Source organism: Porphyrobacter sp. MBR-155 (assembly GCF_040547625.1).
Taxonomy (GTDB): domain Bacteria; phylum Pseudomonadota; class Alphaproteobacteria; order Sphingomonadales; family Sphingomonadaceae; genus Erythrobacter.
In genome coordinates this window covers 183,302-196,427 of record NZ_JBEPQB010000003.1, presented here as the reverse complement: position 1 = coordinate 196,427, position 13,126 = coordinate 183,302, and the positions used below count along the sequence as shown (strand labels likewise).

Sequence of the window (13,126 nt, the reverse complement as noted above, 5' to 3'; positions counted from 1 at the left end):
ATAACCCTACAGCCGCAATATGATGCGTCACGGCAAATATCAGCCGCTCTTCCCCCCAAACTTCATGCAAATAGCCCGCAAAGCTCTCCCTAGAAGGAGGGCGCTATGCCGAAGACCAATGAACTGACTGCCGCGATGGTCGGGAAAATCCTGATCCTCAACATCCTGTTCCATGTGCTCTCGGGCATCTTCACGGGGGTCTGGATATCAGACCTCGTTGCTCCGACGGGCGAGATGACCTTGCTGACATGGCTGGAGACGGTCATGTCGGCGGTTGCGATTGCGGCGGGGCTTTCATACGGCTCCTACATCGCCCTCACGCACATCCCGACGCTGCCGCGAGCAAATCGCAATCAGGTGATGGGGATTTTCGTGGCGGCCTATCTCGCGGTCGCGCTCATGCTCGGGATCGCGTCTTCTTCCGTTCTCGCCTCTGCTTCGGGCGAAGTCGCGCACATGGAAGCGACCCTGACCGCCCAGACCGAAGCAACGCAGGCACGCCAGCGTGCCGCCGCGTCGCTGATCAACCGTTCGTCGGTGATGAATGATTGCGAAAGTTCCGCTGCCAATATGAGCGTGCAGGAGGTCGGCACGGGCGTCTATAGCGGCGAAGGCGGCAACGTGGGCCAAGTCGCGACGGCGCTCACCAATATCAGCGAAGGGTGCGCCAATGCGCGGGCCGCGATCTTCGCGAGCCGTGCAAAGCTGGAACGGCTTTTCTTCAGGATCGACCGTCTGCTGATCGACACGCGGCGCGTGATCGACAGCGACATGGAGCGCCACGAGAAGCTTGTCGCCGTGCGCAAGAAAGGCGAGAATTTCACGCGGCTGACGCGGGAAGTGAACGACGCGCTCCCTGTCGAAGCCATGCAGGCGGTAGCAAGCGCGATGCGCAAGGACTGGCTCGCGGCGGGACTGCCGCCGTCCGCTGCCGCTGCGATCACGCATAATTTCGACGGCATGGCAGAGGAACTGACCGAAGGGCTGGATGATATCGCAGCCCTCAAAGAAGAGCCGATCCCGACCATGCCTGTCGTGTCGAACATGGCCTATCTCGCGCTCTATCCCGAAGCGACCATCGCGGCGATTGCGATTGGCGCGTGTATCGAGCTGATCCCGCTTGGCGGAATCCTGCTCGGGTTCGTGATGGTCACGCACAGGGGGTCGGGCGGCGGAGGCAGTCAGCCAAGTCCGCTCGACGCTCCAAGCCCGCAAAGACGGGTTGGGCGACCCCGAAAAGCCTGAACGGAGTGGAGAAATGGACATGCGGGGCGCTGGGGACAGCGCCCCGCATTCTTGTCACCACAAGCTCGTATAGAAAGCACCCTGCCCGTAGCGCTGCATCACGCACACGGCGAAAATGCTTGCATTTTGCATAAGAACATTGTACGAACTTCGAAATGTGATTTTCGTTTTGGGGCCAACCAATGAGCAAGGGTGAACGGCGAGAGCTGTCCAAGGCTGAAAAGGTTCGTGCCAGGGTATTCGGCGTCAAGCCCAGTGAGCCCAAACAGATCGTGCAGCATGCAACCGGGCTTGAACCCTTTGACCGCCAAAAGGCCGAACGGCATCTGGCGATCCTCAGAGGCGAAAATCTGCGGAGGAGAAAAGAGCAACCCGAACCAAAAAAGACCGAGATGCAATTTGGGAGAGAAGAAGATTTTATAGGATTCATGCAGGAGATCGCGGCGAACGCCAGCGGTAGCCCTTTGTTCGATGACGCATTGGTTGAGGAGCTGGGGAAGTTCCTCAAATCGCATTTTGATCGCGCACGCCTAGATCACACACCGCCTCTGCCTGAGCGAAAATACGTTCCTCGGAAGGATGAGATCGTCCCATTCTTACGTGAAGTTTGGGGAGAATGGGTGGATGCAGAGCAACTGACGATGCCTATCCTTAAGGATGCGGACCATCGCGCCTATCAAGCTCTCCAAAATTGGACGCGAAACAACGAGCTGCCAGAAGGGTTGCGCGTCAAAAGCGCTTCCGACGTGACAAGCGAGTTTCTCGAGCGCGACTATTTCCGCAGAGATGAGATTTTCCGTGCTTCAAGCGCGATGGGTCGTCGAGGCCTTAAGAACTAAAAAAGATGTTTGAGTATCGTTCTTGGTTGCCGAATCAGGCAAGCTTCTCCATATCAGGCTTGAGAGGTGGCCATCCCTCGCTCAGACGCTTCAACGGGTGAAGCGTCTCACGACCCCGCTTTTCGCGGGTGATACGGGAGTGAAGCGATGGCTATGCGTGATGGACGCGCCCTTCGGCGCGGAGTGTTGACCGCTGATCGGCGGGTTTATCCGACACAGAATGACAATGACCTTCCGGCTTGCGGGAACATCCCTTCTTGCGCCCATTGGGCGTGGAAATACTGGTCGCGTTGCGTTGCCTGCCCTTGGCAAAGGGAGGGACGAACGTGACGGACTGGCTGTCTCCCGAAACGCTTCACGCGCTCGCCGCGAACGATAACGACCTTGAGGGGATCGTCCGCCTTCCTCCACCCCAAAAGCTGCTGACCAAAGCAGCCATATATCGACTGGCGATAGCCTATCGTGCGCTGCTGCCATGCAGCCGTCGTGGTTTTGCCGATCTGCTGTCCGATATCGTCTGGGAATTCGATGGCATTGTCCTCGATGCCAGTGGGCGCAGGATCGACCAGCTTGAAATCTGCGTCGATACGATCTTGCGAACCGACGAAGACCCAAGCAACTCGTGGCTTGGCGGTTTCCTGAGATTCGCGGTGTATCAGCCCAGACAAGCGCCGCAAAAGCGCACCCTGCCGCGACTGGAACTGCTTTATCTGGCGCTGGCGATCCGTTACCCCACGGTCGCGGCGCGGGTCATCGCATGAATGATGGGTAGCGTGGGCTTTCCCCCACGCTGTCACCCTAAATCCGGCTCCTGTCTGGTGAGAACCACCAGACAGGAGCTTTTGCCATGAGCAATACCCAATATTCCATAGACTATGGGGGCGAAGCGCCCCAGCAAGGCGGGATGGCGACCCTTCCGCCACAAGCGGCGGGCCAGCCGTTTCAGATAGTCATGCCGCCACAGAAGAAGCGGATTTCCGCTGGCGCGGGCATGTTCTTCGGCATCATCCTGTGCGGCGCTGCGCTTTATGGCGCGGAGATGTTCGCGCCGCCCGATTATCGTCCTTCGACCATCACTGGCTCATATGGCGGGCGCTATGCGGCGGAAATCAAGGCGCATGATCTGGAAACGCAGGCTGCGTTTCTCGATTGGGCCGAAGAGGTCAAGGTGAGCGTTGCGCAGCAGCAAGAGCAATATCGCGCAGCGGCCCAAGGCATCCTGACCAATTATCAGGCCGCCTATGATCGTACCCGAATTTATGCGCAGACCACGGCGCAGCTCCAGCAGGACTATGTGCATCAGCGCACCGAAATCGCCCGCCAGCAGCAGGGCACCGATGCGCTGGTCATCAATCTGGCGCGCCTGTGGGGTCGGGTTGCCAATGTCATCGAACCGGGCGGCGGTGATGATGCGCTCGCCTATGCCGACCAAGTGGGCGGTCAGCTTCAACAGGAACTGACCTCTGCGGTCCAGAATGGCGTCACCGTCTCGGTCGAGGGCTGGGACACGGGATTGCCTCCGCCAAGCGCGGTTCAGGCCGATATCGACAGGATGGCACCGATCAGCTTTCCCGACCTTCCTGAGATCAGCCGCGATGCGCAAAGCGAGGGAGGCGAATAATCCCATGCGGATCGAACAGATGGCAGCGTTCCTCCCGCGTCTGTTTTCCATGACGCGGGAGATGGATCGGGCGCAGCGCGAAGAGGAAGCCCGCGAGCGGGCCGCATGGCAGCAATATCTGATGAACATTGCCGCGCCCTCCGGGCAGCTCGGCGATGGGCGTCTTGCCAGTCTCGATGATCTGAAAGCCGCCGGTCTCCTTGAGACCAGCGGCTTGTTTCTTGGTGCGCAGCAAGGGCGGATGCTGTTTTTCAGCGGCGACGGTCATCTCCTGACCTATGCCCGCACAGGGTCGGGCAAAGGGCGAGATCTGGTTCTACCCAATCTCGCCCATGTCCGTGATCGCAGCCTGATCGTCGTGGACGTGAAGGATGGCGAGAACTGCTTTGCGTCCCGCGAGCATCGCGGGGACGGGCTTGGCTCCCCTTGCATCTACCTCAATCCGTTCAACCTTCTGGGCCTCCCCAATACCCGCATCAATCCGCTGCAAGTGCTGATCGATATTGTTGTAGATGGCGGCGAAATCGACACGCAGGCGGACGAGATTGCCCAAACCATCCGCCCAATGAACCCGCGTGAAGGGGATAGCTGGGTCGGCAAAGGCTCGGTGCGACTTATCTCGATCCGCGCCGAATATGCGGCGCATTTCGATCCCGCGAATTGCACGCTCGGCGGTTTGTGGAAGTTCGTGAACGCAGGCAATGACGAGCTGGAGCGCGAGTTTCAGATGATGGCGAGTTGCGGCATTGAGGGCATCGCCCGCAAGGCCGCCGCAATGGGCGCGACCTATGCCGATGCGCCCAAGCAATTCGAGGCCTACAGGTCGGACGCCATCGAAGCCCTTGCGGCCTTTGAGGTCGGGAAGACACTGGATCGTGCCACTTCCGCGCATGATTTTGACTTCGGGCGACTGAAACATGAGCCTTGCACCGTCTATCTCATCACCCCGTCCGATAAGCTCGGGGTTGCTGCCCCGTGGGTCAGCCTGATCGTCAATTACGCCATCGAGGCGATAGCCCGCGAGCGGGGCGGCGTGCGGACCTGCTTCCTGCTCGATGAATTCCCGCAGCTTCCACCAGCGCCCGCGATTTTGAAGGCACTGCGCCTCTATCGCGGCAAGGGCATCCAACTCTGGTTCTTCGCGCAAGGCCGCTTCTCGATGGAGGGGCGTTGGTCACAGGATGCGGTGAAGGAGATTGAGGATCAGGCCTCGATCCTCAATATGACGGGGATCGAAGACCCGTCCATGATGCGTGATGTGGAGCGGTGGTCGGGCAATCGCACCATTGTCACTCGCGGGCAGAATATCGGCGGTGGTGCGGTTGAAAGCGCCGGAATCAATCGCGGCGAGAGCCGCCGTCCCGTTCTGCAAGCGGAGGATATTCGCGGCATCGGCGCGGGACGGCAAATCATCAAGGTTGCGGGCCTGCCGCAACTGGTCGTGTGCGACCGCCTGCCATTTTATGCAGTCGATCCGTGGAAAGCGCAGATTGGCGATGTGCGCGAGCTTCACCAAGGCGGGTTCTGACCGCCGAACCTCGGGAATTCTTAACTTCGATATGGGCGCGCAAACGGGCTATCCCGCTCATTGTTATCAGAATCTTCTAATATTCAATATTTTCAAAAGTTTGCATTTCCCCAACTCCCTGCGGTAAACTGAAATCTTGATAGTGAGGATTGCTGCGGTCGGCGCGGGAGGAACGTGAGGTTTCCCCCAGAGACAGTCAGCAATCGGCATATCTCAATCCCCGCGTCTTGGTTGAATCAACTGCTGCGTGAAGCGGCGGGAAGGGGACATGCGGGTGTCACTGTTTACACCAGAGGAATTCGAGCAATGTCGTGAATGCATCGCGGATATCGACATGAGCGATGCGGATAAGGATGAACTTATCCGCATTGTCGGAAATATCGTTGCATCGTTCGTGGATCAGTCCTTCGGTCTTCATCCCGTGCAACTTTCCCTCTCGGCGAGGGCAAACAGGCATTTCCAAAACGGTCGGGATGATGCTATTCTTGGTTTGTTCCAAAGCGACGAGAGCATTGACCCCGGTGACGGGGGCGCGAGCAACGCACCCAACGGCCCATAAGGGCAAGGTTTACCGATGAAAATGACAACAGAAAAACAGGCGGTCATTTACGCCCGCGTCTCCACCAAGAAACAGTCCCGCGAAGGGAGCGGGCTGGACAGTCAGGAAACCCGTTGCCGCGAATATGCGGCCTATAAGGGGTATCGGATCGTCAAGGTCTTTACCGACGACATGTCCGGCTCGATGCTGGGCCGTCCGGGAATCACCGCCATGCTCGCCTTTGTGCGCAAGCATCGGCGCGACGGCATGGTCGTCATCATCGACGACATTTCGCGCCTTGCGCGTGGCCTCGAAGCCCATTTGAAGCTCCGCACCGAGATCAACAAGGCGGGCGGCGTTCTGGAATCGCCCTCTATCGAGTTCGGCGAGGATTCCGACAGCACGCTTGTTGAGCATCTGCTGGCCTCGGTGTCGCAACACCAGCGCCAGAAGAACGGCGAGCAAGCCAAAAACCGTATGCGCGCCCGTATGCTCAACGGCTTCTGGGTGTTTTATGCGCCGCTTGGCTATGTCTATCAGAAAAGCCCTGCTGGCGGTTCGATCCTCGTCCCCGACGAGCCGATGGCCTCCGCCATCCGTGAAGCCTTGGAGGGCTTTGCTGATGGACGACTGAACACAAAGGCGGATGTCAAACGCCACATTGAGAACAGCCCCGGCGCACGGCTCACGCGCCACGGCATTCTCACCAACGAGCAAGCCCACCGTATCCTGACCCGTCCGATCTATGCGGGATATATCGAATCCAAGGTCTGGGGCGTGTCGTTCCGTAAAGGCCAGCACGAGCCGCTGATTAGCTTGGAAACCTATCAGCGCATTCAGGAGAGGCTGTCGGGCAAGGTTTATGCGCCCGCCCGTACCGATATCAACGAGGATTTTCCGTTACGCGGCTTCGTCGTGTGCGGGGAATGCAGGAATCCGCTCACCGCGAACTGGAGCAAGGGATGCAGGAAGTCCTACCCCTATTATGTGTGCCGTCACCGTGGCTGTGCGAAGTTTGGCAAGTCCGTTGCCCGCGCCAAGGTCGAAGACGGGTTTGAAGAACTTTTGCGTTCCATGAAGCCCAACCAGAACCTGTTCTCGCTCGTCTCCACGCAATGCCGTATCTTCTGGGACAAACGCATGGCCTCCATGCGCGAGGCGAAGACGGCTTTCAAACTCAAGATCAACGCGGTCGAGAAAAAGATCGACGGGCTTCTGGATCGGGTGGTCGAATCCGAGAGTGGCGCTGTCGTTGCCGCTTATGAGCGCAAGATCGCCGAACTGGAGCGTGAAAAGCATCTTCTCGCCGAAAAGCAGGCTCGTTGCGGCACTGTCGCACGAGACTATGACGAAACTTTTCGAACTGCGTTCGAATTTTTATCAAACCCTTGTTATCTTTGGGAAAAAGGAGGTCTGGAGGACAAGAGGATAGTGCTGCAACTCACTCTGGACAGTCATTTGGAATATGACTGGAATCAGGGTGTTCGAACTAACAGAATATCCTTCCCTTTCAGGGCTTTAGAGGATTTTTTGGGCTGCAAAAATGAAATGGCGGAGACGGAGGGATTCGAACCCTCGGTACCCTGATAGAGTACGGTTCCTTAGCAGGGAACTGGTTTCAGCCACTCACCCACGTCTCCGGGTAACAGCGAGGCTGTGAGGGCGGGGCTATAATCGCCATGTCTGCCAGCGGCAAGGTGGCTTGAAAGAAAAACCTTGTGCCTTTGAAGCGGGCGCTGGATTGCGTCCTGCCGAACCGCGAGTTCGGCAGCGGTTCAGCCTTCGCGCCTTAGCTCGTCACGGCTCGTCGCGATTCCGATTCGCTCCAGCGACAAGCGATTGCAGCGGGGCGCACAAGCGATTCTGCTGCAAACCGCATCAATCCGGGGCTGACCCGTCCTTGTGAAAGGCTGCATGATGATCACCATGATCGCACGAACTCCTGACCTTTGCCGACGGCTGCTTGGCCCGGCTTTGGCTGCGCTTGCCGCTTGCTTGCTGATGGTTCCGGCGGCGGCGCAGGAGCTTGAGAAATTCGACCCCGATCAGGCCTATGCGGCGCAGGATGCGGCGCCTGCGGGCGGCATTGACGCCGATCTTGCCGCGCCTGGCGTTCAGCCTACTGCTCCGGCTGAACCGTCCTTCGACCGGGACTTTGGCGATTACGCCGCCGCGCCCACCGATCCTGCTGCTGCGCCGCAAGCGGCAGAGCAAGCCGCCACCGTGCCAACCGCGTCGGAAGCCGCAACCGATTCGGCCACTTATGGCGAGGACGACCTGATTGGCGCCGCCGAAGGCGTGTTCGGCAAGGGCGCCGAAGGGCTGGCCCGGATGATCGAGGATCTGCTGAAAAAGCAGGGCGAGCCCAATGGCTACATCGTCGGTCGTGAGGCTGGCGGGGCATTCGTTGTCGGTGCGCGTTATGGCTCGGGCACGCTGCATCACAAGGTTGAAGGCACGCAGCAGGTCTATTGGACCGGCCCGTCCATCGGTTTTGATGTCGGTGCCAATGCTGCCAACACCTTTGTGCTGGTATATAATCTTTATGATTCCGAAGAGCTGTTTGAACGCTTCCCTGCGGGCGAGGGGCAGGCCTATTTCGTCGGCGGGATGCATGCCAGCTATCTGCGACGCGGCGATGTGGTGCTGATCCCGATCCGTGTGGGCGCGGGCCTCAGGCTTGGAATCAATGCGGGCTACATGAAGTTCTCTAAGGAACAGCGCTGGCTGCCTTTCTGATCCGATAGGTGCAAACGCTGTTGCGGTGCGCGGGCTGGCGCGCCATGGGCCGCAGCATGATGCTCAACCGACTCAGCCCACAGGCGCCCGACGCGCTGCTCGCCCTCATTCGTCTCCACGCCGCCGATCCGCGTGAGCACAAGATCGACCTTGGCGTCGGCGTTTACCGAACTGAGCAAGGCACGACCCCGGTTTTTGCCGCGATCAAGACGGCGGAACAACGGCTGGTTGATACGCAGGACAGCAAGTCCTATCTCGGCCCGGAAGGTGACACCGGCTTCGTTAATGCGTTGATGCCTTACATCTTTGGCGCTGATCCCACGATGGGCGGGCGGATTGCCGGGATGCAGACGCCGGGCGGCACCGGGGCGGTGCGTCTGGCGCTGGCATTGGCGCAGAAAGCCGGGGTGAAACGCGTGCATCTGGGGGTACCGAGCTGGCCAAATCATGCGCAAATCATCGCCGATCTGGGGCTGGAACTGGTCACATTCGACCATGCCAACCCGGATGGCAGTGCCAATCTGGATGCGGTGCTGGCGGCGATCAATGGTGCCGGTGCGCAAGGGGCGGTGCTGCTGCACACCTGCTGCCATAACCCGACCGGAATCGATTATACGCACGATCAGTGGGACACGGTTGCCGATGCTTTCGCGGCGTCAGGCACCTTCCCGATCATCGATTCGGCCTATCAGGGGCTGGGCCAGGGGCTTGAAGAAGATGCCGCCGGGATGCGCGCGGTGCTGGCCAAGGTGCCCGAGGCTTTTATCGCCTATAGCTGCGACAAGAACTTCGGCCAGTATCGCGACCGCGTGGGGGCGTTCTACATCCTTGGCAATGGACAGGCAGAGCTCGACACGGCGTTCTCCAACGCCAATGCGCTGGCGCGTGCCTGCTGGTCGATGCCGCCCGATCACGGCGGCGCGGCGGTGCGGATCATCCTGAGCGATCCGGGCATGACCACGGCGTGGCTGGCGGAGCTTGACGATATGCGCACGCGGATGCGGGCGGTGCGCGATGCGCTGGCAGCAGCTGGCAGGGCAGGGCGGATCGACCTGACCCCGCTGGCCGCGCAGAACGGGCTGTTTGCGATGCTGCCAGTGACGAAGGACGAGGTCACCACCCTGCGCGAAAATCATGCCATCTACATGGCCGCATCGGGGCGCATCAACATCGCTGGCCTGACGATGGCAAACCTGCCCCGGTTCATCGCCGCATTGGCGGCGGTGGCGGGTTGAGGGCCAGCGCCTTACTCTAAGAATGTGATGTGCCGCGCATATCGCAGGTGCAGCGATAAATTGCTGCAACCGGGGCGATCATTTGCAGATCGCCCCGGTTGCGCACAGTATCTTACTTGATAATCAGAACTTCTGACGCGCAGTCACCCCAAAGGTGCGCGGCTGGCCGATATTGAACCCAAGCCGTGCGCGTCCGCCGCGTTCGCGATCGAACGACAGCAGCGCGTTTTCATCGAACACGTTGTCGACATAGGCGGTCAGTGATAGCCCGCTATCAAGTTCGACCCCGGCGCTTAAATTGACCAATTGGTAATCAGGCAATTTCAGGTCAATCGTTGTCGCGGCATCGGCAGGCATCCCTGCAAACGGCAATCCGTGAACAAAGGTGCGCGGGTTGTCTTCCTGATCGGAAGGCTGGGTGAAGCGCGATCCGACATGCTGGACAGAGCCCGTCACAAACGCCGTGGTCGATGCGCCAACAGCCCATTCATAGCTGCCATTGGCTGAAAACTGGAATTTGGGCACCGAAGGCAGGCGATTGCCATCGCGAATGCCGGTTGCGCCAGCCAGCACACCAGGAAGCGTGCTGTCAAATTCAGCCTCGATGTAGCTGCCGCTCAGATTGATCTTGAGGCCGTCAAACGGGGTGACCCCGACTTCGGCTTCCACCCCGGCGGTGTGTGCATCAGGCACGTTGAACACAATCCGCGATGAACAGCTACCGGCATCCAAAGTTGTCTGAAGGTTGTTGATATCATTATAAAAGGCAGCAGCGTTGAAGGTGAAGCCATTGCCCTGCGTCTTCACACCCAGTTCGTAGTTCCATAGCTTTTCGTCGTCATAATCCTGAAATCCGCCAAACAGGGCAAGGTCCTCCGCATTGCAAAGCGGGGTGTTGAGCGGATCATTGACGCCGCCAAGCCGGAAGCCTTGCGACACCTGAGCATTGATCGAAACATCAGGGCTGGCGGCGTAGCTCAGCAGAAAACGCGGGGTAAAGCCATCCGATGCGGTGCGATCTACTACGCCAGTATCACCATTGGCGAACAGGCCGCCGGTGGTGATGGTGCGGATTTCATCAAAATCGTAATAACGCCCGCCCGCAGTAAAGGTCAGCTTCTCGGTGATTTCGTAGCTCACTTCGCCAAACACCGCAGTCTGTTCGATATCGAACGGAAGATCCGAATTGAACGGCGAATCCGCCGGAAAGCCGTTGGCTACCGCCGCCGAAGTGCCCGCGCCCAGCACCGCATCGGTAAATGCGTCATAACCGGGAGTTGGCAGGCGCTGCATGTAATTGCGCTGCACATCGGAATAGAAACCGCCGATCAACCACTGGAACGGGCCATCATAATCGGACGCGAGACGAATTTCTTGCGTGAAGGTTTCCAGGTCAGTGGTGTCGCGCAGGTTAGACGGCAGCAGCACTGCTTCGTCGGGGAAGCCAAGATCAACCGAAACGGAACCGCTGAGCGCACTGGCATCGCGGCTGACCAGAATATCGCGATTGGTATAGGATGTTACCGAGGTGAGATCGACATTACCAAGCCCGATCCGCACCGTCAGATCGGCGATGAAGGTTTCGTCCTCAAAATCCTCTTTCAGCAACAGGAATTGTTCACGCTTGCCAAGCTGTTGCGGGGGCCGGCTGGTGGTAAAAGGGTTGGCAAAAAGATTGAAGGTTTCCTGCCGGTTGAACCCGTTTACCGAAATCTTCTGATAGATAACGCGCGGGGTAATCGAAATATTGTCGGTCGGCTCCACGGTCAGCGCCAGCCTGCCGCCGTAACGCTCCCCATCATTGACATTCTTGCCCCCACCCGGGCCAGCGGCATCAACAAACCCGGCATAGCGGGTATAGTAACCCACCGCGCGGACCGCCGCGATATCACTCAGCGGCAGATTGACCGCAGCCTTGAAGCTGCCGCCTGCGTTGCCGCCATCAATCGCGTTGATGTCAGCTTCGACCAGACCTTCTGTCACCCCCAGTTTTGGCTGGTTCGAGATATAGCGGATCGTGCCGCCCATCGAACCGGAACCGAACAAGGTGCCCTGCGGACCGCGCAGGGTTTCAACCCGGTTGAGATCAAACAGATCAAGGTCGGGCGTAAACAGCGATAGCGAAATGACCGATTCATCAAGATAGACGCCGACCTGTTCCTTCACGCCGGGCTGATCGCGCACCACCTGCCCGGCAGAAATACCGCGAACCGAAACCTGGCTTTGCCCAGGCCCCAAATTCTGGATCGTCAGACCCGCCACGTTACGCGACAAATCCTCCAGCGTCACTGCGCCGGATTTCTGAATGTCTTCCTGCGTCTGTGCGTTGATCGAAAAGGGCACATCCTGAATTGTGGTATCGCGTTTTGTCGCGGTAACGATGATCACATTGCCCGAAGCATTATCACCGCTTTCGGCGGAACCCGAAGCATTCTGCTGTGCCAATGCCGGGCTTGCCCAGAAGGCTGAAGCTGTGCCGGCCAAGAGCAGGCCGCGAAGGAACTTGTTGGATGCGTTGGCAACTTTCATGGATGCTCTCCCCAAGCATAGATATTATTCGGCCCGCTTTCTTGATGCGTAGCTTAATGCGCAGGCCTTCACGCAGTCAGATTGTCACATTACCGAAAGCCCAACAATGGACGCTGGAATCGCTCACACATTTCAAGGACTGATCGTTGCAGCGATGCACCACATGCCCAGCCGCCAAAGACAGCCAGATCGCGCCCGAATATCGGTTCTTCGCTGACCTTAACCCGCCGCTGCGAGCGATTGCATCCGCTTCAAATAGCGCGCCAGCACGTCAATCTCGAGGTTGACCTTGTCGTCCACCGCCAACTGACCCAGCGTCGTCACGACGGCGGTGTGGGGAATGATGTTGAGCAGGAAATCGCAAGTGCCATCGTCCCGGTCGCGCACGTCGTTTACGGTCAGCGATACGCCGTTGACCGTGATCGAGCCTTTTTCCGCGATGAACGGGGCCATTTCGGCGCGTGCGCGGATGGCGACCTGCCAGCTGCCGCCTTCCTGCCGCACCAGCACAACCGTGCCGACCGAATCGACATGGCCGGTGACTATGTGTCCGCCCAACTCGTCACCCAGCCGCAACGAGGGTTCAAGGTTGAGCCTGGCACCCACCGCCCACATGCCGGGCACGGTGCGGCTGATGCTTTCGCCGGACAGATCGACATCGAACCACGCATCGCCCGCAGTTCCGCCGCGCTCCACCACCGTCAGACACACGCCCGAAAAGGCAATCGATGCGCCGATATCGATCCGCGCTGGGTCGAGCGGGGCGGTGATCCGCAGCCGCAGGTCGCCGCGTTGTTCGGCGGATGCGATGGTGCCGATGGCGGTGACGATGCCGGTGAACATGGGGCTGGG

The 13,126-nt window shown here is 59.1% G+C and carries 11 protein-coding genes and 1 tRNA gene; 9 read left to right on the top strand and 3 right to left on the bottom strand.

The genetic code is table 11. The features are described from left to right. Positions 1-105: 105 nt before the first annotated feature. The 7 genes from ABIE62_RS04455 to ABIE62_RS04425 all read left to right on the top strand — a co-directional run bounded on the left by ABIE62_RS04455 (position 106) and on the right by ABIE62_RS04425 (position 7,358). Positions 106-1,245 carry a hypothetical protein gene (locus ABIE62_RS04455; protein ID WP_354323899.1) on the top strand — a complete coding sequence of 380 codons (1,140 nt, stop codon included), beginning with the start codon at positions 106-108 and terminating at the stop codon, positions 1,243-1,245. Positions 1,246-1,427: 182 nt separating this feature from the next. Continuing rightward, complete coding sequence (locus ABIE62_RS04450; protein ID WP_354323897.1) at positions 1,428-2,084, top strand: hypothetical protein; 657 nt, start codon at positions 1,428-1,430, stop codon at positions 2,082-2,084. Positions 2,085-2,410: 326 nt separating this feature from the next. Next, positions 2,411-2,845 (top strand): hypothetical protein, encoded by a 435-nt coding sequence (locus ABIE62_RS04445; RefSeq protein WP_354323896.1) that lies wholly within the window; start codon positions 2,411-2,413, stop codon positions 2,843-2,845. 86 nt (positions 2,846-2,931) lie between these two features. Beyond that, positions 2,932-3,705 carry a hypothetical protein gene (locus tag ABIE62_RS04440; RefSeq protein WP_354323895.1) on the top strand — a complete coding sequence of 258 codons (774 nt, stop codon included), beginning with the start codon at positions 2,932-2,934 and terminating at the stop codon, positions 3,703-3,705. Next, a complete protein-coding gene (locus tag ABIE62_RS04435; protein ID WP_354323893.1) occupies positions 3,680-5,233 on the top strand; it encodes a type IV secretory system conjugative DNA transfer family protein in 1,554 nt (517 codons plus the stop codon). Before ABIE62_RS04440 ends, ABIE62_RS04435 begins: the two co-directional genes overlap by 26 nt. A gap of 268 nt (positions 5,234-5,501) precedes the next feature. After that, positions 5,502-5,792 carry a hypothetical protein gene (locus tag ABIE62_RS04430; protein WP_354323891.1) on the top strand — a complete coding sequence of 97 codons (291 nt, stop codon included), beginning with the start codon at positions 5,502-5,504 and terminating at the stop codon, positions 5,790-5,792. A gap of 15 nt (positions 5,793-5,807) precedes the next feature. Further along, complete coding sequence (locus tag ABIE62_RS04425) at positions 5,808-7,358, top strand: recombinase family protein (RefSeq protein WP_354323890.1); 1,551 nt, start codon at positions 5,808-5,810, stop codon at positions 7,356-7,358. On the opposite strand, the gene ABIE62_RS04420 is transcribed toward ABIE62_RS04425, so the two are convergent. Then, positions 7,321-7,411: transfer RNA gene (locus tag ABIE62_RS04420), tRNA-Ser, on the bottom strand. The two genes, ABIE62_RS04425 and ABIE62_RS04420, sit on opposite strands and share 38 nt — an antisense overlap. A 277-nt stretch (positions 7,412-7,688) precedes the next feature. Here ABIE62_RS04420 and ABIE62_RS04415 point away from each other — a divergent pair. Next, entirely contained in the window at positions 7,689-8,510 is an 822-nt protein-coding gene (locus ABIE62_RS04415) for a DUF1134 domain-containing protein (RefSeq protein ID WP_354324099.1), read from the top strand. A gap of 59 nt (positions 8,511-8,569) precedes the next feature. Next, positions 8,570-9,745: an amino acid aminotransferase gene (locus ABIE62_RS04410; RefSeq protein WP_354324097.1), complete on the top strand. Its 1,176-nt coding sequence runs from the start codon at positions 8,570-8,572 to the stop codon at positions 9,743-9,745. 123 nt (positions 9,746-9,868) lie between these two features. Here ABIE62_RS04410 and ABIE62_RS04405 read toward each other — a convergent pair whose 3' ends face one another. After that, the gene (locus ABIE62_RS04405; RefSeq protein ID WP_354323888.1) at positions 9,869-12,274 is read right to left on the bottom strand and encodes a TonB-dependent receptor; all 2,406 of its coding nucleotides are present in this window, start codon (positions 12,272-12,274) and stop codon (positions 9,869-9,871) included. 219 nt (positions 12,275-12,493) lie between these two features. Then, positions 12,494-13,117, bottom strand: coding sequence for a riboflavin synthase (locus ABIE62_RS04400; RefSeq protein ID WP_354323886.1), 624 nt, complete (start codon positions 13,115-13,117; stop codon positions 12,494-12,496). Positions 13,118-13,126: the final 9 nt, after the last annotated feature.